Source organism: Kitasatospora sp. NPDC057518 (assembly GCF_042802075.1).
Classification (GTDB): Bacteria; Actinomycetota; Actinomycetes; order Streptomycetales; family Streptomycetaceae; genus Kitasatospora.
This window is the reverse complement of sequence record NZ_JBHVEU010000062.1, coordinates 1-19638: the sequence shown is the minus strand read 5'-3', so window position 1 is coordinate 19638 and position 19638 is coordinate 1. Positions and strand designations below refer to the sequence as shown.

The following is a 19638-nucleotide window of genomic DNA, read 5'->3' as shown; positions in this document are numbered from 1 at the left end:
GCCGGGTGGGCGGCGACCACGGAGCGGACGGTTCCCGCGCGGGCCGCCGGGCGGTGCGAGGATGGCGGCAGTACCGAGGCAAGGAGCGGGAGCGGACCATGGGCAGCAGCGGAGCACACGGACAGAAGATCGCCTTCCTGGGCACCGGCAAGATCGGCGAGGCCCTGCTCTCCGGTCTGCTGCGGGCCGGCAAGGACCCGGCCGACGTCCTGGTGACCGCCCGCCGTCCCGAGCGGGCGGCCGAACTCGCCGACCGCTACGGCGTGGTGGCCGTCTCCAACGCCGAGGCCGCCAAGCTCGCCGACACCCTGATCCTCGCGGTCAAGCCGCAGGACATGGGCGCCCTGCTGGAGGAGCTGGCCCCGCACGTCGGCGCGGACCGGCTGGTGATCTCGGCCGCGGCCGGCGTTCCCACCGCCTGGTTCGAGGAGCGGCTCGCGGCGGGCACCCCGGTGGTCCGGGTGATGCCCAACACCCCGGTCCTGGTGGACGAGGGGATGAGCGTCATCTCGGCGGGCTCGCACGCGGGCGAGGAGCACCTGGCGCGGGCCGAGGAGATCTTCAGCTCGGTCGGCAAGGCGCTGCGGCTGCCCGAGTCCCAGCAGGACGCGGCCACCGCGCTGTCCGGCTCCGGACCGGCCTACTTCTACTTCCTGGTGGAGGCGATGACCGACGCCGGCATCCTGCTCGGGCTGCCCCGGCAGGTGGCGCACGACCTGATCGTGCAGTCCGCGATCGGCGCCTCGGTGATGCTGCGGGACTCCGGCGAGCACCCGGTGAAGCTGCGCGAGGCGGTCACCTCCCCGGCCGGCACGACCATCGCGGCGATCCGCGAGCTGGAGAACCACGGGGTGCGGGCCGCCCTGCTCGGCGCCCTGGAGGCGGCCCGGGACCGCTCCCGGGAGCTGGCCTCGGGCGGGAAATGACCGCTGCGCGACCCCTCCCGTAATCGCGGCGCACCCCCTACGCTCTCGCCAACATCGTCCTACCGGCCGGTAGCGCGGTTCGTGTGGAGTCCGCCTGGAGGTCCGCTTGAGTGCCGCCCCGCCCGTGGTCCCGCCCGTTCCGCCCGCCGCGTCGCCACCCCCGGTGGCGCCCGGTCTGCGCACCGGGCGGGCCGCGCTCGCCGCCGCCTTCCTGCTCCAGGGCGTCACCTTCGCCCTGCTGGTCACCTGCATCCCGGAGATCCAGCACCGGTACGGGCTGAGCGACGGGCTGCTGCCGGTCTTCCTGGCCGCGGTGCCGGTGCTGGCCGGGGCCGGGTCGATCGCCTCCGAGCAGTTGGTGAAGCGCACCGGCGCGCGGGCCGTGCTGCGGGTGGTCCAGCCCGCCGTCTGCCTGAGCCTGGCGGCCGCCGGACTGGGCGGGGCACTGTGGCAACTCGCCCTGGCGCTGGGCGCGTTCGGGCTGCTGGTGGGCGCGCTGGACGCCAGTATGAACATGCTCGGGGTGGGGCTCCAGCACCGCTACGGCCGCTCGATCATGATCGGTTTCCACGCCGCGTTCAGCCTCGGCGGCATCCTCGGCGCGGCCCTCGCGGGCCTCGGCTCGCACTACGACCTCGGGCTGCCGCTGCTGTTCGGCACGGCCGCCGCGGTGATCGCCCCGCTCGCCCTGCTGGCCGGCGCCTTCTTCGCCGGTCCGGCCGAACTCGGCGACGCCGTCCGGGAGGCGGCCGAGGCCGCCGCCCGGTCCGTCCCCTGGCGTCCGCTGCTGCCGCTCTGCCTGGCGATGGCCTTCGCGTACATCGCGGACTCCTCGGTCTCCAACTACAGCGTCAAGTACCTCACCGACGGGCTGGGCAGCCGGGAGGACCTCGCCAAGCTCTCCTACCTGGGCTACATGGTCGCGATGCTGCTCGGCCGGGCCCTGGGCGACCGCGCGGTGCAGCGCTTCGGCGCCGTCCCGGTGGTCCGCGTCGGTGCCGCGCTGGCCGCGCTCGGCTTCGGCCTCGCCGCGGTCGCGCCCGCCGCCTGGGCGGGCATCGCCGGCTTCACCGTGCTGGGCTTCGGCATCTGCGCGATCATCCCGCAGGTGTTCGCGGCCGGCGGCCGGCTCTTCCCGGCCGACTCGGACGCCGCGGTGGCCCGGCTCAACCTCTTCAACTACGTGGGCTTCCTGGTCGGTTCGCCGCTGGTCGGGGCGATCGCGGACGCGAGCTCGTACCGCTGGGCGCTGCTCGCCCCGATGCTGCTGGTGCTCGCCGTCCTGCCGCTGGCCGACCGCTTCGCGCCGGCGCCGGCGCAGGCGCAGGCGGTGGCCCCCGCCGCCGGGTGACGGTCCCGGCCCCCGCCGCCGGGTGACGGTCCCGGCCCCCGCCGCCGGGTGACGGCGGGGGCGGTCGGAGGGGCGGGGGTCAGCTGATCACGGTCTGCAGGCCGGGCATGCCGTCGAGGAAGGGGCCGCTCCTGGTCTTGACGACCGGGTAGCCGTACTCGGCGTAGACGTACGGGGCCCAGTTCAGTGTGTACGACCCGGTCCAGGGCGGCGTGGAGGTGATCTTGACGGTGGCCGTGACGGTGCGGGTGGCGCCCGGCGCGATCGGCACCGTGGGATGGAAGTTGACGGAGTTGCCGCCGAACACGCAGTCCACCTGGTCCCCGCCGCAGCCGGTGAAGGTGAACGCGCCGGTCAGCTGGTTGGAGGGGAAGCTCGGCCCGATCCACTCGTACGCGAAGGTGATGGGGGCGGATTCGGTGTTGGTGAGGGAGAGGGTCAGGGTCAGTTCATCGCCCGGTGCCGCCGTCTTCTTGTCGACGGAGGCCGAGACGCCGGTGATCACGCCGTCGTCGCGGGTGGTGGCGGAGGCCGGCTGGGCGGCGAAGATCAGGCCAAGTCCCAGTACCGTGGCGAGAATTACCCCGACGCGTTGCACGCTGAATGGCTTCATGGCGGATGAGAATAGGGAGTTGTGAAGGCCGCGTCTGCGGCTCCTTCACGCCATCTTCAACCGTTGCCGGAAAGCCCTTGCCCCCGCCGTCGGGTGACGGCGGGGGCGTTCGACGGGACGGGGGTCAGCTGATCACGGTCTGGAGCGAGGGCACCCCGAAGGTCCAGGTCTGGTCCTTGGCGGTGCCGGTGGTGCCCACCTGGCCGAACTCGTAGTAGACGTACGGCGCCCAGTTCAGCGTGTACGGGGCGGTGCCCCACGCCGGGGTGTCGGTGATCTTGACGGTGAGCGTGACGCTCTTCGTCGCGCCGGGTGCGATCGGCGCGTTGAAGTGGAAGTTGGCGCTGTTCCCGGTGAACGCGCAGTCGGAGGTGTCACCGGTGCAGCCGGTGATGGTGAACGCTCCGGCCTGCGTGTTGGCCGGCCAGGTCGGCTGGACGGCCTCGTAGGCGAAGTAGATGGGACTGTTCTCACTGTTGGTGAGCGACAGCGTCAGGGTCAGCTGGTCTCCCGCCTTCGCCGTCGACTTGTCGACCGCGAAGGTGGTGCCGCTGACCGCGGCGGAGGCCGGCTGGGCGGCAAAGAACACGCCAAAACCCAGTATTGCAGCGAGAATTACCCCAAGGCGTTGCACGCTGAATGGCTTCATGGCGGAGAGGATATGGAGTCGCAAAGCTTTTGTCTGCACCGCCTCAACACCCGCCTCCACAGTCGCCCCACAACTTCCGTAGTTTCATCGCGCACCTGCCGCCCGGCCGTCCCCACGAGCGCCGCCCCGGCGCGCCCTGACGGCGGCCCGGCCACCGCCACCCGCTACGGTGGAGGCCATGCCCGAAGCCGAGCGTGACACCCCCTGCGGCCTGCACCTCTTCTGGGACGAGGCCGTCACCGCCTACGACTTCGGCCCCGGCCACCCGATGGACCCGACCCGGCTGGCCCTCACCATGCGCCTGGTCGAGGCCCTCGGACTGGACACCGGCCCCGGGGTGACCGTCCGCTCCGCACCGCCCGCCGGCGACTCCACCCTCCGGCTGGTGCACACCCGGGAGTACGTCGAGGCGGTCCGGAACGCCGCCGCCCACCCCGACCGCTCCGACCCGCTGCACGGACTCGGCACCGACGACAACTGGTCCTTCCCGGCGATCCACTCGGCCTCCGCGCTGATCGCCGGCCAGTCGGTGGCCGCCGCCGAGGCGGTCTGGCGCGGCGAGACCCCGCACGCCGTCAACTTCGCCGGCGGACTGCACCACGCGATGCCCGGCAAGGCCTCCGGCTTCTGCGTCTACAACGACCCGGCGCTGGCCATCGCCCGGCTGCTCGAACTCGGCGCCGAGCGGGTCGCCTACGTCGACGTGGACGTCCACCACGGCGACGGCGTCCAGGCGGCCTTCTGGAACGACCCCCGGGTGCTCACCGTCTCGCTGCACGAGCACCCCGCCACGCTGTTCCCACAGAGCGGCTGGTCGATCGAGACCGGCGGCGAGGACGCCCCCGGCTCCGCCGCCAACCTGCCGCTGCCCGCGGGCACCGGCGACGCGGGCTGGCTGCGCGCCTTCCACGCCCTGGTGCCCGAACTGCTCGACGCCTTCCGGCCGCAGGTCCTGGTCACCCAGCACGGCGCCGACACCCACCTGGAGGACCCGCTCGCCCACCTCGCCGTCACCGTGGACGCCCAGCGGCTGATCGCCGAGGCGCTGCACGACCTCGCCCACCAGCACGCCGGCGGCCGCTGGGTGGCCACCGGCGGGGGCGGCTACGCGGTGGTGGACGTCGTCCCGCGCACCTGGACCCACCTGGTCGCCACCGCCGCCGCCCGGCCCGTCGACCCGGCCACCGAGACCCCCGAGTCCTGGCGCGCCGAGGTCTACCGCCGCACCCGCCGCCCGGCCCCGCTGCGGATGACCGACGGCGCCCGCCCGGCCTGGCGCGACTTCGACTCGGGTTACGATCCGGCCGACCGACTCGATCAGGCCATCCTCGCCACCCGCCGCGCGGTGTTCCCCCAGCACGGACTGCTGGCCTGAACCCGCCGTCCCGGAAGTGCCCAGCCCGGGAGGTGCGTACGCGGGGCGGTGCCATCCGCAGAGCGGCGACGTACTGCAACCGTCCTATCTCCCACCGTACGAGGACTGCACTTCCCCTCTTCCCACTGGTACCACCCATAACTACTCTGGGGATACACGTGTGCCGGTGGAGTCACCGGAGGGGAAGCCGGTGCCTTGCACACGGGTAAGGGTCGGGTGATGGTCATGAGTTCCGTCGAGCGCCCCCTTCAGGAAGTCGTCTTCCTGACCGTGGCGGAGGTCGCCGCGGTCATGCGGGTGTCCAAGATGACGGTGTACCGGCTGGTGCACAGCGGAGAGCTGCCGGCCATCCGGGTCGGACGGTCCTTCCGGGTGCCCCAGCAGGCGGTGCACGAGTACCTCAAGGAGTCCTACGTGCGGCTCGAGAGCGCGTAGCGGCGGCGCGCGGGTGCGGGTCCACGACCGTTGGACCCGCCCCCGTTCGCCGTGGATTTCCCGCGAGTTTCCCGGTCCCGGGGAACACGATTACGGCCTTCGCACCATCGACGGTAGGCTAGGCCCTCACGTCAGTCGTATGGACTCCGTCTCTCACGGGCGAGAGTCTCAGTGAGCGAGGGTTGTTCCGTGGGCTCTGTCATCAAGAAGCGTCGCAAGCGTATGGCCAAGAAGAAGCACCGCAAGCTTCTCAAGCGCACTCGCGTTCAGCGTCGTAACAAGAAGTAAGCGGCCCCGGCCGCGCCTAGCGCGCCCAGCGCTTCCACCGCCCGTCCAGGCCCGTCGTGGCCTGGGCGGGCGGTGTCGTTTCACGGCCCCGTGGGGCGGCGCGGTACGGTGCACGCAGGCCGCTCGGGCCGAGGGAACGGGGGTGCAGCACCGTGGGCGTGGTCGTGCTCGTCACCGGCGTGGCGCGCCGGCTCGGTGCCCGCTTCGCCGCCGAGGTCCGCCGCCGGCCGGGCGTCGACCTGGTGGTCGGCGTGGACGTGCAGCCGCCCCGGCTGCCGCCCGAGGAGCCGTCCGGCCCGGCCGCCCCGTACCGCTTCCACCAGCTCGACCTGCGCCGTCCGGCGCTCTCCCGGGTGCTCGCCGAGCACCGGGTGGACACCGTGGTGCACCTCAGCGTCAGCGCCACCGGCCTGGGCTCCACCAACCGCTCCGCGGTGAAGGAGTCCAACGTGATCGGCACCATGCAGCTGCTCGGCGCCTGCCAGAAGGCCCCCGGGGTGCGCCGGCTGGTGGTGAAGTCCACCACCGGCGTCTACGGCTCGGCGCCCCGCGACCCGGCGGTGTTCAGCGAGCGGATGCAGCCCAAGGACCCGCCCGGCGGCGGCTTCGCCAAGGACGCGGCGGAGGTCGAGGGCTACGTCCGCGGCTTCGCCCGGCGCCGCCCGGACGTCGCGGTGACGGTGCTGCGCTTCGCCAACATCGTCGGCCCGAACGCGGACACCCCGCTCAGCGAGTACTTCGCGCTGCCCGTGCTGCCGACCGTGCTCGGCTACGACCCGCGGCTGCAGTTCGTGCACGAGGACGACGCCGTCGCGGTGCTCTGCCGGGCCGCCGACGAGCCCGAGCCGGGCACCGTCAACACCGGGACCTTCAACGTGGCGGGGGAGGGCGTCCTGCTGCTCTCCCAGTGCGCCCGCCGGCTCGGCCGGCCCACCCTGCCGCTGCTGCTGCCCGCGGTCAGCTGGATGGCCGTGCTGGCCCGGCAGACCCGGCTGGTGGACGTCTCGCCCGAGCAGCTGCGGCTGCTCACCCACGGCCGGGTGGTGGACACCGCGCGGCTGCGCGACACCTTCGGCTACCGTCCGGCGTTCAGCACTCCGGAGGCCTTCGCCGACTTCGCCGCCGCCGGGCGGCCGGGCCTGCTGCCGCCCGAGCGGCTGGCCGCCGTCACCGACCGGCTGACCGCCCTGCTCGGCCCGGAAGCCGCCGGGCCCGCCGGGCCGGGCGCCGGTCCGGACGCCGTACCGAACCGCCCCCGCCGACCGAGGAGCTGAACCCGCGATGAGTGCCGCAGCCGAGAACGCGCCGGGCGAGGCCAAGGTCATCCCGATCGAGACGGCCCCCAGCTGGACGTCGCCCGAGGGGCCGAATCCGGCCGACCGGCTCGCCGAGGCCGTCGGCGGGGCGCTGGCCGGCCCGCTCGGCCCGGTCGCCACCCGGCTGTTCGGCAAGGGCTGGGAGGGCCGCGCCGCCGAGCGGCTGGCCTTCCTGCGCCGCCGGGTGACCGGCGACTACGAGGTGGACGAGTTCGGCTTCGACCGGGAGCTCACCGAGGAGGTGCTGCTCTCGCTGCTGCGCCCGCTGGCCGAGAAGTACTTCCGGATCGACGTCCAGGGCGCGGAGCACATCCCGGCCGAGGGCGGCGCGCTGATCGTCGCCAACCACTCCGGGACGATCCCGCTCGACGCCCTGATGACCCAGGTGGCCGTCCACGACCACCACCCCGCCCGGCGGCACCTGCGGATGCTCGCCGCGGACCTGGTCTTCGTGCTGCCCGGCGTCAACGAGCTGGCCCGCAAGGCCGGCCACACCCTGGCCTGCAACGAGGACGCCCAGGCCCTGCTGGAGCGCGGCGAGCTGGTCGGGGTCTGGCCGGAGGGCTTCAAGGGCATCGGCAAGCCGTTCTCCGAGCGCTACAAGCTCCAGCGGTTCGGCCGCGGCGGCTTCGTCTCCTCGGCGCTGCGGGCGCGGGTGCCGATCGTGCCCTGCTCGATCGTCGGGGCGGAGGAGACCTACCCGATGATCGGCAACGTGAAGACGCTGGCCCGGCTGCTGGGCCTGCCGTACGTGCCGATCACCCCGACCTTCCCGTGGCTGGGCCCGCTCGGGGCGCTGCCGCTGCCGACCAAGTGGACGATCCGCTTCGGCGAGCCGATCGCCACCGACACCTACCCGGCGGAGGCGGCGGACGACCCGATGCTGGTCTTCGATCTGGCCGACGAGGTGCGCGAGACCATCCAGCACACCCTCTACGAGCTGCTGGTGCAGCGGCGTTCGGTGTTCTTCTAGGAGAACCCGAGGGATCCCGGGGGTTCCCGGGGTTCCCTGGGGACGGCGAGGGCCCGGCGGATATCGCACTCCGCCGGGCCCCCACCGCCCTGCTGTCAGCCGCCCAGGATGCGCAGCCCGGGCAGCAGGTCCGGAAGCAGCGGGGGAACCTCGACGCCCTGCGGCTGGGCCGCGTTCGGGGCGCTGGGCGAGGCCTGCTGCGGTCCCTGCGCCGGGGCCGCGTCGGCGCTCGGCGAGGGCTTGGTGCCGGTGAGCCCGCTGGTGAGACCGCCGACCAGGCCGTTGACGGCGTCCGGGGCGCTGCTGGGCAGGGTGTCCGGCAGGACGCCGCCCTTGCCGCCGTTGCCGGAGGCACCGGCGCCGGGGTAGGCCGGGGCGTGCTCGGTGGCGCCGGGGCGGTTGCCGGCGGCGCCGGAGCCCGGGGCCTGGTCGGTGCCGGCCGAGGTGCCGGAGCCGGCCGCCGGGGAGCCGGCCGGGGAACCACCGGTCGAGTGGGACGAACCGTCGCCCGCTCCGTCGCCGGCCGCGCCACCGCTCTGAGCGGGGGGCAGGACCAGGCGCAGGGGCGCGACGTCCTCGCTTATGTCGTCGAAGAGCCGGTTCACCAGGTCGGCCTGCTGGGTGAGCTGGACGGGCAGCCGGCCCTGCAGCTCGCTCCACCGGCCGTCCTCGTCGTGGGCGAAGCCCGCCAGGGCCCGCATCGGGTCGAGCGAGCCGTTGCTGCGGTAGACCGAGCGCAGCAGCTCGCGGCCCTTGAGGGCGTCGGCGTGCATGTCGTCCAGGGCGCGGCGGACCTGTTCGACGGTGGCCGGGCTGAGCGCGCCGGCCTGGTCGGTGCGGCCGACCAGGGTCTTGGCCTCGCCGAGCCGGGTGGCCGCGTTGTCGAGCAGCATCTCGCCGCGTTCGGAGTCGGAGCCCGCGAAGTCGAGCCGGAGTCCTTCCAAGCCGCGTTTGAGGCCGTACAGGCTGTCCCCGGGGAGGGCGTTGGAGCTGGCCGCGGCGACGCCGGCCAGGCTGCCGACGGCGAGCCCGGCGACCAGCCCGCCGATCGCGAACCGGCGGCTCCAGCGGCCGCGCGGCGCCGTCCGGATCGCCCGGTGGCGGCGCTGGCGGGGCACCGGGGTGCCCGTCCCGCCGGCGAAGGCCTGCTCGAACGCGGCCATCAGCTGGGCGCGTTGGACCGTATGGACCTCCCGGTCCAGCACCGGCCCGGGCAGTGCCCCCAGTGCGTCGGCCAGTCCGACCAGCCCGGCCATCGCGGCCGAACCCGCGCCGGTGGCAGCGGTGTTGTCCGATTCGGCGTTGGCCGCAGCGCGTTGCTCCGCCTGGTGGGCCTCCAGCGCCTCGGCGAAGGCCTTCGCCCGCCGGTGCTCAAGCACGTTTGCCGTCACGGGCCACACCTCCCTTCGTCGTTGTCGACAGCCCGGCCCGCCGGACGGTTGCCCCGGCTGGCCAAAGCCACTCCATCGGGTGATAGGCCGCAATTCGACTTGACCGTACGCCTGGTGGGGGCTTGCACGTTGGCCAACGAGCGGTGCGGGCGGTCGGTTACGCACGGCAGATCATCGGACCTACCGTTCACCCTGACGTGTCGGCCGGGCGCGAACGATGACGGCCGGCCGGACCGTACGGTGCCGGACCGCACGGAGCCGGTGCCGTCCTCGGCGCTGTTCATCGCGCGTCGGGCGGGAGCAGCCGGGCCAGGGTGCGGACGGCGCGGTACTGGAGGGTCTTGATGGCGCCCTCGTTCTTGCCCATGATCCGGGCCGTCTCGGCCACCGACAGCCCCTGCAGGAAGCGCAGGGTGACGCACTCCTGCTGCTGCGGGTTGAGCCGGCGCACCGCGTCCAGCAGGGCGGCGTTGGAGAGCGACTCCAGCACCGACTCCTCGGGGCTGCGCTCGCACTCGTTGGAGTCGAGCATCTCGCCGGTGGTGACCTCCAGCCGGAAGCGGCTGGACTTGAAGTGGTCGGCGACCAGGTTGCGGGCGATGGTGACCAGCCAGGCGCCGAAGTCCCGGCCCTGCCAGGTGAAGGTGCCGATCCGGCGCAGGGCGCGCAGGAAGGTCTCGCTGGTGAGGTCCTCGGCGGTGGCCCGGCTGCCGACCCGGTAGTAGATGTAGCGGTAGACGGTGTCCGCGTAGTGGTCGTAGAGCCGGCCGAAGGCCTCGCTCTCGCCGGCCTGGGCCCGTTCGACCAGCTCCATGACCGGGTTGTGCTCGGTCTCGTAGCCGGGGCTGGGCGCGGTCCGGGCGCGGCCCCGGCCGGCGCTGCCGGTGCGGCCGCGCGAGCCGGTGCCGGTCGAGCCGGCGGCGGTGGTGCGCAGTGCCAGGCCGGGCGGCTGCGGCTGGGCGAACGGTCCGCCGGCGAGCGCGAGTTGGGGCGTGGCGGCGAACTGGCTGCGGAGCAGGGTGCGCAACAGGGTCAGGCCCGTGGAGATCTGCCGCTCGGCGGTCGGCCGGTCGCGGAGGCCGGTGCGGGGACGCAGGGGCGCGGACGACGGGCGGGAGGGTGCAGGCGCGTCGTTCCGGACGGGTGGGTACACGGGACTCCCAGAGGCAGAACTGTGGACGGATCACCTCCGCCTGCGCGGAGAGCACTCCCCGAAGCGTCCGTTCGAGCGGGACGCGTGGTGACGTGCATCCAGGAGAGAATAACGCTTTGTGCAATGACAGCTACACCGTGTGGTCGAAGTGGTCGTTTGGGATCCATTTGTTGCGCATGTTCGGCTGACATTGACCGGAGCTGTCATCGTTCATCCGGCTTAACGTGATCGAACGGGCGCTCAGGGTGACCAATTTGGCGGCCTGGGGGGCGGTTTCCCAGCCTTGGGGCTCGGCAACCCCTGACTTTCCCGGCCTGGCGAACGATCAGAACCGGTCACCGGGCGACAGGTTCGAGCAGGTGACGCGGACTGCCCTGTGGCGGCGGGGAGTTCGCCCGTAAGAGGGGCCAGGTCAGAGGCCTTGTTGACGACCGCTCACCCGCCGGGGCGAGCCCGACCGGGCGGCCTCCGAACGGCCCCGGAGAGCCCCGGAGCGCCTCGGAGAGTCTCCGGAAAGCTTCCGGAAAGCCTCCGGCGGCCCGGACGGCCGTCCGGCGCGAGGCTCGGGGCCGGGGTTCCGGGCCGGGGTTCCGGGCCGGGGTTCGGGCGGGTGGTTCAGGCCCGGTGGCGGCGCCGGTTCAGCGCCACCCCGGCCGCCGCCGCGCCGGCCAGCACCCCGAGCGCGGCCGCCGCCGGCAGCCCCACCCGGGCCGCCTTGCGCCCGGTCCGGAAGTCCCGCACCCGCCAGCCCTGGGCCCGGGCGTGGCGCCGCAGCGCGCCGTCCGGGTTCACCACGTACGGGTGGCCGACCAGCGAGAGCATCGGGATGTCGTTGGCCGAGTCGCTGTAGGCGGCGCAGCGGTCGAGGTCGAGGCGCTCGCGCCGGGCCAGGGCCCGGACGGCGGCGGCCTTGGCCGGGCCGTGCAGCAGGTCGCCGACCAGTCGGCCGGTGTAGCGGCCGTCCCTGGCCTCGGCGACGGTGCCCAGCGCGCCGGTCATGCCGAGCCGCCGGGCGATGATCCGGGCCACCTCCAGCGGGGCGGCGGTGACCAGCCAGGCCCGCTGGCCGGCGTCCAGGTGCATCTGGACCAGGGCGCGGGTGCCCGGCCAGATCTTGTCCGCCACGACCTCTTCGAAGATCTCCTCGCAGATCGCCTCCAGGTCGGCGGTGGGCTTGCCGGCCACGATGCCGAGGGCGGACTGCTTGGCGTCCGAGATGTGGTCCGGGTCCTCGGTGCCGTGCAGCCGGAACCAGGCCTGCTGCCAGGCGAAGCGGGCGATGTCGCGGCGGGTGAGGAAGCCGCGGCGGTAGAGGCCGACGCCGAGGTAGAAGATCGCGGCGCCGCGCAGGATGGTGTTGTCGCAGTCGAAGAAGGCGGCGGCGCGGGGGTCGTCCGGGTCCGGGGTGTGGTTCTCGGCGGGGGCCTTGGGGGTCCGTCCGGGCTTGGCCGCGGCCGGCGCGTCCGGCCCGGCGGCGTCCCCGGGGCCGGTGCTGCCCCCTGGTCCGGCGGTGTCCCGGGGCCCGGCGTCGGGTGCCGGCTCGGCCCGCAGCGCGGCCTCGGCCGCCTCGGCCGCGGCTTCGCCGGCCAGGGCGCTCCGCTCGCTGCTGGAACGCCTTGCCTGGGTGAGCCTTCTGAGCACGGCCATGTCATCGAGGATAGCCAGCCGGGCGCCCGGCGGCCGTGACGCAGCCGTGCCCGCGGGGTGAACAGCTCCACCGGGCGCAGGCCCCGGGGGCGGGTGGGCGCCATGGCGGAGAATGGGGTGGTGAGCCCACTGCTGCGACGTAAGAGCCCCGAGCCCGCGGGCCGGACCGTGACCCTGGTCGGCAAGCCCGGCTGCCACCTGTGCGACGAGGCCCGCGAGGTGATCCTCCGGGTGACGGGGGAGTTGGGCGCGTCCTTCGAGGAGCGGGACATCACCCGGGACGAGGAGCTGTACCGCCGTTACTGGGAGCAGATTCCGGTCACCCTGATCGACGGTCGCCAGCACGACTTCTGGCGGGTCGACGAGCGCCGGCTGCGCACCGCCCTCGGGGGCTGAGTGCGCGGCCGGGCGCGGCCGGGCGGCGGCTGAGCGGGGTCTGACCGCGCGTTCGTCCGCGCACCGGCCCCCCGCCGATCGGCGGGGGCGGTTCGCCGAATCGTTGCCAAAGACACTCCGTTCCGGCTTGGGGCGGGGCGGGTTGGTCGGCTTACGATCGAACGCGTTTGCGCCCGTGGGGGGCTGAGCACACGAGGAGTGCGCCATGCTTCCCGGTCCTGTCCCTGGGGCCCCCGGAGCCCCGGAGTTCCGGACGGCCCCCCGGGGCTTCGCCGTGGTGGACGTGGAGGCGACCGGCCGCAGCCCGTGGCGGCACCGGGTGGTCGAGGTCGCGGTGGTGCTGCTCGACGAGCGGCTCCGCGCCGAGGGGGAGTTCGCCACCCTGCTGGACCCGCTGGGCCCGGTCGGCCCGACCCATGTGCACCGGATACGCCAGTGCGACGTCGAGGGCGCCCCGCGCTTCCGCGAGATCGCCCCGTGGCTGCTGGAGCTGCTGGCCGGCCGGGTGCTGGTCGGTCACCACGTCAGCTGCGACCACGCGTTCCTGGATCGCGAGTTCGCCCGGATCGGGGTGCCGCTGCCGCCCGTCCCGCTGCTGTGCACGATGCGGCTGGCCCGCGCCCACCTGCCGGAGGCCCGGAGCCACGGCCTGGCGGCCTGCGTGGAGGCGGCGGACCTCGGCTGGTACCCGGCGCACACCGCGTTGGGCGACGCCCGGGTGACCGCCGAGCTGCTGCGGTACTGCCTGGACGCCCCGTCCTGTCCGCCGGACGACTGGACCGGCCCGCTGCGGGAGGCCGCCCGGCTGCCCTGGCCCCGGCTCGGCCGGGCCCGTTCCCGCCCGTCCGGCGCCGCCGTCCCGCTGCTGCGCCGGGAGGCGTCGTACGGCCCGTGGCTGCCCGATTCCCAGGCCCCGGAGGTCGTGCTGACCCAGGCCGGTGCTATGCGTTCGATGGCGTGATGCGCATCACTGTGCGGGGACAAAACGGACACCATCTTTGTGCACACGTTCACAAACACATAGCCTGGCTGCCTAAGCCCAGCTTCACCCACAGGAGCACCGTGGCAATCGGCCGATCACCACAGAGCAGTTCGCAGACGCCCGACCAGGGCGCCGCGCGCCGACCCTCGCGTGCCCGGGGCATCCCGGAGGCGACGGTCGCCCGCCTGCCCCTCTATCTGCGGGCCCTCACCGCGCTCTCCGAGCGCTCGGTGCCGACCGTCTCCTCCGAGGAGCTGGCCGCCGCCGCCGGCGTGAACTCGGCCAAGCTGCGCAAGGACTTCTCCTACCTCGGCTCCTACGGCACCCGCGGCGTCGGCTACGACGTCGAGTACCTCGTCTACCAGATCTCCCGCGAGCTCGGCCTGACCCAGGACTGGCCGGTCGTCATCGTCGGCATCGGGAACCTCGGCCACGCGCTCGCCAACTACGGCGGGTTCGCCTCCCGAGGCTTCCGGGTGGCCGCCCTGTTGGACGCCGATCCCCACGTGGTCGGTTCCACCGCGGCCGGGCTGCCGGTGCGGCACATGGACGAGCTGGAGTCGATCGTCGAGAGCCAGCACGTCTCCATCGGCGTGATCACCACCCCGCCCGGCGCCGCCCAGCAGGTGTGCGACCGGCTGGTGGAGGCCGGCGTCACCAGCATCCTGAACTTCGCCCCGACCGTGCTGTCCGTCCCGGACGGCGTGGACGTGCGCAAGGTGGACCTCTCCATCGAGCTCCAGATCCTGGCCTTCCACGAGCAGCGCAAGGCCGGCGAGGAGCCGGACGACCGCGCCGAGTCGGTGCTGGACCGCGCCCCCGGTCCGGTCCGGGCGGCCGCCGCCAAGCTGCGCCGCGCGGCCGGCGGCAGCGGCAAGGGCCGGGGCGCCGTCGAGCCGGCGGCCAAGGACCAGGCCGAGCAGGCCAAGGGAAAGTCCGCCAAGGGCGGCGACGGGGATCTCTCCGCGGTGATGCCCGCATGAACACCGAGAGCTGTGGGGGGCGGGCATGAGCCTTCTCGTCGTAGGGCTGAGCCATCGCACGGCCCCGGTCGGGGTACTGGAGCGCGCCGCGCTGACCGGTGACGTGCCGACCCGGCTGCTGCACGACGCGGCCGCCACCGCGACGGTCGGCGAGGCCGCGCTGCTGAACACCTGCAACCGGATCGAGCTGTACGCGGACGTGGACAAGTTCCACGCCGGCGTCGCCGAGCTGTCGCTGCTGCTGGCCCACCACAGCGGGGTGGACCTGGAGGAGCTGACCTCCCACCTGTACGTCCACTATGAGGACCGCGCCGTCCACCACCTCTTCTCGGTGGCCTGCGGCCTGGACTCGATGGTCGTCGGCGAGGGCCAGATCCTCGGCCAGCTGCGCGACGCGCTGGCCAAGGCCCAGGAGGAGCACACCGCCGGGCGCGGCCTGAACGAGCTGTTCCAGCAGGCGCTGCGGGTCGGCAAGCGGGCGCACAGCGAGACCGGCATCGACAAGGCCGGCCAGTCGCTGGTCACCTTCGGCCTGGAGCAGGTCGCGGCGGGCGCGGGCGAGATCGCCGGCAAGCGCGCGCTGGTGGTCGGGGCCGGCTCGATGAGCTCGCTGGCCGCCGCCACCCTGGTCCGCTCCGGCGTGACCGACCTGCTGATCGCCAACCGGACCCCGGCCCGGGCCGAGCGGCTGGTCGAGATCCTCGGCCCGGACGTGGCCCGGGTGCTGGACCTCGCCAAGGTGCCGGAGGCGCTCGCCGACGTGGACCTGGTGATCTCCTGCACCGGCGCGGCCGGTGTGGTGGTCCGGGCCGAGGACGTGGCCGCCGCCGTCGCCTCCCGCAGGTCCCCCGAGCCGCTCGCCCTGCTGGACCTGGCCATGCCGCGCGACGTCGACCACGCCGTGCACGAGCTGCCCGGCGCCCTGCTGGTCGACCTGGAGAGCCTCTCCCACGCGCACGCCGCCAGCCCCGGCGCCGGCGACGTCGACCAGGTGACCCGGATCGTCTCCGACGAGGTGACGGCCTTCGGCGCCGCCCAGCGGGCCGCCCGGATCGCGCCGACCGTGGTCGCGCTGCGCTCGATGGCCTCCGACGTGGTCGCCGCCGAGCTCGGCCGGCTGGACTCCCGGCTGCCCGACCTGGACGAGCGCTCGCGCGCCGAGATCACCCAGACCGTCCGCCGCGTCGTCGACAAGCTGCTGCACGCCCCGACCGTCCGGGTGAAGCAGCTGGCCGCCGAGCCCGGCGGCGCCTCCTACGCGGAGGCGCTGCGGGAACTGTTCGACCTCGACCCGGCGGCCGTGCACGCCGTGTCGGGCACGCCCGTCGGCGGCGCGCCCCAGCCCTCGGCCGGGGGCACCAGATGAACCGTCAGCCATCCCACGAGTACCACCGGGACGATCACCTCATGAATGGTCAACCGATCACGGAGCAGCCCTCGGCCACCGCGGCCCTGCGGCTCGGCACCCGGCGCAGCGCCCTCGCCATGGCGCAGTCGGGCATGGTGGCCCGCGAGGTGACCAGGGTCACCGGGCGCCCCGTCGAGCTGGTCGAGATCACCACGTACGGCGACACCTCCCGGGAGTCGCTGGCCCAGATCGGCGGCACCGGCGTGTTCGTCTCCGCGCTGCGCGACGCGCTGCTGGAGGGCCGGATCGACTTCGCCGTGCACTCGCTCAAGGACCTGCCCACCGCCGCCCCCGAGGGCCTGGCGCTGGCCGCCGTCCCCGAGCGCGAGGACGTCCGCGACGCCCTGGTCGCCGCCGAGGGCCTGGCCCTGGAGGAGCTGGTCGAGAAGCTCGCCGGCGCCGGCCGCCCGGCCCGGATCGGCACCGGTTCGCCGCGCCGGATGGCGCAGCTGAACGCCTGGGCCAGGGCCCGCGGCGCCCAGCTGGAGACCGTCGCGATCCGCGGCAACGTGGACACCCGGATCGGCTTCGTGACCAGCGGCGAGCTGGACGCGGTGGTGCTGGCGACGGCCGGCCTGAACCGGCTCGGCCGCAGCGCCGAGATATCCCAGCACCTCGACACCGAGGTGATGATCCCGGCCCCCGGCCAGGGTGCGCTCGCGATCGAGTGCACCACCGCCGACGAGGAGCTGACCGCCGCGCTCGCCGCGCTGGACCACGCCCCCACCCGGGTCGCCGTGGCCGCCGAGCGCGCCCTGCTGGCCACCCTGGAGGCCGGCTGCTCGGCACCGGTGGCCGCACTGGCCACCTGGGGCCGGGAGAACGAGCTGCGGCTGGACGGCGTGGTCGGCGACCCCGACGGAACCGCCCTGCTGAAGATGTCCGCCAACGGTCCGATCGTCCTCGACGAGACCGCCGAGCAGCGGGCGGCGGCCCTCGGCCGCACGCTGGCTGACCGGCTGCTCGCCGCGGGCGCGGCCGCCCTGATGGGGGAGCGAGCCCGATGAGCCCCACCACCGCCGCCACCGACGCCCTGTTCCCGGCGGGACAGCCCGCCACCGGACGGTGCACCTTCCTGGGCGCGGGCCCCGGGGACCCGGGGCTGCTGACCCTGCGCGCGGTCGAGGTGCTGTCCACCGCCGACGTGCTGGTCGCCGACCCGCTGACCGCCGCCGCCGTGCGCAGCCACTGTCCGGCCGGCGTGCAGGTGCACGCCCCCGCCGCCGAGGGCGCCGACTTCGACCTGGCCAAGGTGGTCGCCGAGGCCGTCCGCTCCGGCAAGCACGTGGTGCGCACCGTCGACGGCGACCCCGGCCTGGACGGCTGCGCCGCCGAGGAGATGCTCAGCTGCGCGGGCGACGGGATCCCGTTCGAGGTGATCCCGGGTGTCGCCCAGTCGGTCGGCGTCCCGGCGTACGCGGGTGTCCCGCTGCGCGCCGGTTCCGGCACCGACGTGCGCTTCGTGGACGGCGCCGCGCTGCTGGCCGGCAGCCCGGTCGACCTGGGCGCGCCGGAGACCACCCTGGTGGTCCGCACCACCCTGGGCCAGCTGCCCGCCACCGCCGCCGCGCTGGTCGCGGGCGGCCGCAAGCCGGAGTCGGCGCTGAGCGCCACGCTCTCCGGCACCACCACCCGCCAGCGGACCTTCACCTCCTCGCTGTCCGGGATCGCGGCGGACCTGAAGGCCGCCCGGGTGCTGCCCTCGCCGGTCTCCGCCCCGGTCGACCCGGCCACCTCGGTGATAGCCGTGGTGGGCGAGCAGGTCGCCCACCGGGCCTCGCACTCGTGGTTCGAGACCAAGCCGCTGTTCGGCTGGAACGTCCTCGTGCCGCGCACCAAGGAGCAGGCCACCGGCCTGTCCGAGCAGCTGCGCTCGTACGGCGCGGTGCCGCAGGAGGTGCCGACCATCGCGGTCGAGCCGCCGCGCACCCCGCAGCAGATGGAGCGGGCCATCAAGGGCCTGGTCACCGGCCGCTACGAGTGGATCGCCTTCACCTCGGTGAACGCGGTGCGCGCCGTCCGGGAGAAGTTCGAGGAGTACGGCCTGGACGCCCGCGCGTTCGCCGGGATCAAGGTCGCGGCGGTCGGCGAGACCACCGCGCAGGCCCTGGTGGACTTCGGCGTGAAGCCGGACCTGGTGCCCTCCGGCGAGCAGTCCGCGGCCGGGCTGCTGGAGGACTGGCCGCCGTACGACCCGGTCTTCGACCCGATCGACCGGGTGCTGCTGCCGCGCGCCGACATCGCCACCGAGACCCTGGTGGCCGGCCTGGTCGAGCTGGGCTGGGAGGTCGACGACGTGACGGCGTACCGGACGGTGCGCGCCTCGCCGCCGCCGGCCGAGACCCGCGAGGCGATCAAGGGCGGCGGCTTCGACGCGGTGCTGTTCACCTCGTCCTCGACCGTCCGGAACCTGGTCGGCATCGCGGGCAAGCCGCACAACGTCACGGTCATCGCCTGCATCGGCCCGGCGACCGCCAAGACCGCCGAGGAGCACGGCCTGCGGGTCGACGTGATGGCCCCGGCGCCGTCGGCGGCCGCGCTGGCCCAGGCGCTGGCGGACTTCGGTGCCAAGCGCCGGGACACCGCGACGGCCGCCGGTGAGCCGGTCTACCGGCCCAGCGAGCGCCGCCCCGGCTCGCGTCGCAAGGCCCGCTGAGAATTCTTAACTATGCTGCCGGGGGCGGCCGTTCGTCGCCCCCGGCACTGCACAACCGTTCGGAGAGAGAAGCCGTGTCCGCTGAATTCCCGTACGTTCGCCCCCGCCGGCTGCGCCAGAGCCCGGCGATGCGCCGGCTGGTGGCCGAGACCCGGCTGCACCCGGCGGAGCTGATCCTGCCGCTGTTCGTCCGCGAGGGCGTCAGCGAGCCCGTCCCGGTGACGTCGATGCCGGGCGTGGTCCAGCACACCCGGGACACCCTGCGCAAGGCCGCGGTGGAGGCGGCCGAGGCGGGCCTGGGCGGCCTCATGCTGTTCGGCGTCCCGGAGGTGCAGGACGCCGTCGGCAGCGAGGGCACCAACCCGGACGGCATCCTCCAGCAGGCGATCCGGGACGTGGTCTCCGAGGTCGGCGACTCCCTGGTGGTCATGTCGGACCTCTGCCTGGACGAGTACACCGACCACGGCCACTGCGGCGTGCTGGCCGCCGACGGCAGCGTCGACAACGACGCCACCCTGGAGCGCTACGCCGAGATGGCCCGGGTGCAGGCCGACGCCGGCGTCCACCTGGTCGGCCCGTCCGGCATGATGGACGGCCAGATCGCCGTGGTCCGGCGGGCGCTGGACGAGGCCGGGCACCAGGACGTGGGCATCCTCGCCTACACCGCCAAGTACGCCTCGGCCTTCTACGGCCCGTTCCGCGAGGCCGTCGGCTCCTCGCTCAAGGGCGACCGCAAGTCCTACCAGCAGGACCCGGCCAACGCCCGCGAGGCGCTGCGCGAGCTGGAGCAGGACCTCGCCGAGGGCGCCGACATGGTGATGGTCAAGCCGGCCATGGCCTACCTGGACATCCTGCGCCAGGTCGCCGACGCCTCCCCGGTGCCGGTCTCCGCGTACCAGGTGTCCGGCGAGTACGCGATGGTCGAGGCGGCCGCCGCGAACGGCTGGATCGACCGGGAGCGGATGATCATGGAGACGCTCACCTCGATCCGCCGCGCGGGCGCCGAGCAGATCCTCACCTACTGGGCGCTCGAAGCCGCCGCGCTGCTCAAGTAGCGGACCCCGTACGGCGGAAGGCCGGGCCGCTCCCGTGGCGG

The 19638-nt window shown here is 74.0% G+C and carries 19 protein-coding genes; 14 read left to right on the top strand and 5 right to left on the bottom strand.

The features are described from left to right. Positions 1–98 precede the first annotated feature (98 nt). Both proC and ACFU7Z_RS09265 read left to right on the top strand, forming a co-directional pair. Positions 99–926: a pyrroline-5-carboxylate reductase gene (gene proC, locus ACFU7Z_RS09270; RefSeq protein ID WP_049652199.1), complete on the top strand. Its 828-nt coding sequence runs from the start codon at positions 99–101 to the stop codon at positions 924–926. A gap of 175 nt (positions 927–1101) precedes the next feature. Next, positions 1102–2277 (top strand): MFS transporter, encoded by a 1176-nt coding sequence (locus ACFU7Z_RS09265; RefSeq protein WP_380777111.1) that lies wholly within the window; start codon positions 1102–1104, stop codon positions 2275–2277. Between the two features lie 79 nt (positions 2278–2356). On the opposite strand, the gene ACFU7Z_RS09260 is transcribed toward ACFU7Z_RS09265, so the two are convergent. Then, on the bottom strand, positions 2357–2890 hold the full coding sequence (locus ACFU7Z_RS09260; protein ID WP_380739280.1) for a hypothetical protein: 534 nt from the start codon (positions 2888–2890) through the stop codon (positions 2357–2359). A gap of 124 nt (positions 2891–3014) precedes the next feature. Further along, positions 3015–3479: a DUF11 domain-containing protein gene (locus ACFU7Z_RS09255; RefSeq protein ID WP_049652197.1), complete on the bottom strand. Its 465-nt coding sequence runs from the start codon at positions 3477–3479 to the stop codon at positions 3015–3017. A 238-nt stretch (positions 3480–3717) separates the two neighbouring features. Here ACFU7Z_RS09255 and ACFU7Z_RS09250 point away from each other — a divergent pair, with 238 nt between their 5' ends. From ACFU7Z_RS09250 to ACFU7Z_RS09230, 5 genes are all read left to right on the top strand, one after another. Continuing rightward, positions 3718–4914 carry an acetoin utilization protein AcuC gene (locus ACFU7Z_RS09250; protein ID WP_380777105.1) on the top strand — a complete coding sequence of 399 codons (1197 nt, stop codon included), beginning with the start codon at positions 3718–3720 and terminating at the stop codon, positions 4912–4914. Between the two features lie 225 nt (positions 4915–5139). Continuing rightward, on the top strand, positions 5140–5349 hold the full coding sequence (locus tag ACFU7Z_RS09245) for a helix-turn-helix domain-containing protein (RefSeq protein ID WP_045699258.1): 210 nt from the start codon (positions 5140–5142) through the stop codon (positions 5347–5349). 189 nt (positions 5350–5538) lie between these two features. Beyond that, on the top strand, positions 5539–5637 hold the full coding sequence (locus tag ACFU7Z_RS09240; RefSeq protein ID WP_003948845.1) for a 30S ribosomal protein bS22: 99 nt from the start codon (positions 5539–5541) through the stop codon (positions 5635–5637). Positions 5638–5789: 152 nt separating this feature from the next. Then, complete coding sequence (locus tag ACFU7Z_RS09235) at positions 5790–6911, top strand: NAD-dependent epimerase/dehydratase family protein (RefSeq protein ID WP_380777104.1); 1122 nt, start codon at positions 5790–5792, stop codon at positions 6909–6911. A gap of 7 nt (positions 6912–6918) precedes the next feature. Continuing rightward, the gene (locus ACFU7Z_RS09230) at positions 6919–7926 is read left to right on the top strand and encodes a lysophospholipid acyltransferase family protein (RefSeq protein WP_375877604.1); all 1008 of its coding nucleotides are present in this window, start codon (positions 6919–6921) and stop codon (positions 7924–7926) included. A gap of 95 nt (positions 7927–8021) precedes the next feature. On the opposite strand, the gene ACFU7Z_RS09225 is transcribed toward ACFU7Z_RS09230, so the two are convergent. The 3 genes from ACFU7Z_RS09225 to ACFU7Z_RS09215 form a co-directional block, all read right to left on the bottom strand. Further along, positions 8022–9317 (bottom strand): DUF5667 domain-containing protein, encoded by a 1296-nt coding sequence (locus ACFU7Z_RS09225; RefSeq protein ID WP_074004022.1) that lies wholly within the window; start codon positions 9315–9317, stop codon positions 8022–8024. Between the two features lie 280 nt (positions 9318–9597). After that, entirely contained in the window at positions 9598–10413 is an 816-nt protein-coding gene (locus tag ACFU7Z_RS09220) for an ECF subfamily RNA polymerase sigma factor, BldN family (protein ID WP_380777110.1), read from the bottom strand. Positions 10414–11085: 672 nt separating this feature from the next. Next, positions 11086–12117: an HAD family hydrolase gene (locus ACFU7Z_RS09215; protein WP_380777103.1), complete on the bottom strand. Its 1032-nt coding sequence runs from the start codon at positions 12115–12117 to the stop codon at positions 11086–11088. Positions 12118–12219: 102 nt separating this feature from the next. Between ACFU7Z_RS09215 and ACFU7Z_RS09210 the strand changes: the two genes are divergently transcribed. The 7 genes from ACFU7Z_RS09210 (at position 12220) to hemB (ending at position 19597) form a co-directional block, all read left to right on the top strand. Continuing rightward, positions 12220–12513: a glutaredoxin family protein gene (locus ACFU7Z_RS09210; RefSeq protein ID WP_049650473.1), complete on the top strand. Its 294-nt coding sequence runs from the start codon at positions 12220–12222 to the stop codon at positions 12511–12513. A 205-nt stretch (positions 12514–12718) separates the two neighbouring features. Continuing rightward, the gene (locus tag ACFU7Z_RS09205; protein ID WP_380777102.1) at positions 12719–13474 is read left to right on the top strand and encodes an exonuclease domain-containing protein; all 756 of its coding nucleotides are present in this window, start codon (positions 12719–12721) and stop codon (positions 13472–13474) included. 107 nt (positions 13475–13581) lie between these two features. Next, positions 13582–14478: a redox-sensing transcriptional repressor Rex gene (locus tag ACFU7Z_RS09200; protein WP_380777109.1), complete on the top strand. Its 897-nt coding sequence runs from the start codon at positions 13582–13584 to the stop codon at positions 14476–14478. 25 nt (positions 14479–14503) lie between these two features. Then, positions 14504–15844: a glutamyl-tRNA reductase gene (locus tag ACFU7Z_RS09195; protein WP_375877607.1), complete on the top strand. Its 1341-nt coding sequence runs from the start codon at positions 14504–14506 to the stop codon at positions 15842–15844. 41 nt (positions 15845–15885) lie between these two features. Continuing rightward, positions 15886–16893: a hydroxymethylbilane synthase gene (gene hemC, locus ACFU7Z_RS09190; protein ID WP_049650476.1), complete on the top strand. Its 1008-nt coding sequence runs from the start codon at positions 15886–15888 to the stop codon at positions 16891–16893. Then, a complete protein-coding gene (locus ACFU7Z_RS09185) occupies positions 16890–18542 on the top strand; it encodes a bifunctional uroporphyrinogen-III C-methyltransferase/uroporphyrinogen-III synthase (protein WP_049650477.1) in 1653 nt (550 codons plus the stop codon). Before hemC ends, ACFU7Z_RS09185 begins: the two co-directional genes overlap by 4 nt. A gap of 74 nt (positions 18543–18616) precedes the next feature. Further along, entirely contained in the window at positions 18617–19597 is a 981-nt protein-coding gene (gene hemB, locus ACFU7Z_RS09180) for a porphobilinogen synthase (RefSeq protein ID WP_117488311.1), read from the top strand. Positions 19598–19638: the final 41 nt, after the last annotated feature.

Excerpts from the sequence above, each read along its gene's own strand:
- ACFU7Z_RS09185 (WP_049650477.1), top strand. The coding sequence starts at position 16,890 with ATGAGCCCCACCACCGCCGCCACCGACGCCCTGTTCCCGGCGGGACAG.
- ACFU7Z_RS09260 (WP_380739280.1), bottom strand. The coding sequence starts at position 2,890 with ATGAAGCCATTCAGCGTGCAACGCGTCGGGGTAATTCTCGCCACGGTA.
- ACFU7Z_RS09205 (WP_380777102.1), top strand. The coding sequence starts at position 12,719 with ATGCTTCCCGGTCCTGTCCCTGGGGCCCCCGGAGCCCCGGAGTTCCGG.
- proC (WP_049652199.1), top strand. The coding sequence starts at position 99 with ATGGGCAGCAGCGGAGCACACGGACAGAAGATCGCCTTCCTGGGCACC.
- ACFU7Z_RS09215 (WP_380777103.1), bottom strand. The coding sequence starts at position 12,117 with ATGGCCGTGCTCAGAAGGCTCACCCAGGCAAGGCGTTCCAGCAGCGAG.
- ACFU7Z_RS09195 (WP_375877607.1), top strand. The coding sequence starts at position 14,504 with ATGAGCCTTCTCGTCGTAGGGCTGAGCCATCGCACGGCCCCGGTCGGG.
- ACFU7Z_RS09245 (WP_045699258.1), top strand. The coding sequence starts at position 5,140 with ATGAGTTCCGTCGAGCGCCCCCTTCAGGAAGTCGTCTTCCTGACCGTG.
- ACFU7Z_RS09230 (WP_375877604.1), top strand. The coding sequence starts at position 6,919 with ATGAGTGCCGCAGCCGAGAACGCGCCGGGCGAGGCCAAGGTCATCCCG.
- ACFU7Z_RS09210 (WP_049650473.1), top strand. The coding sequence starts at position 12,220 with ATGGCGGAGAATGGGGTGGTGAGCCCACTGCTGCGACGTAAGAGCCCC.
- ACFU7Z_RS09250 (WP_380777105.1), top strand. The coding sequence starts at position 3,718 with ATGCCCGAAGCCGAGCGTGACACCCCCTGCGGCCTGCACCTCTTCTGG.
- hemC (WP_049650476.1), top strand. The coding sequence starts at position 15,886 with ATGAATGGTCAACCGATCACGGAGCAGCCCTCGGCCACCGCGGCCCTG.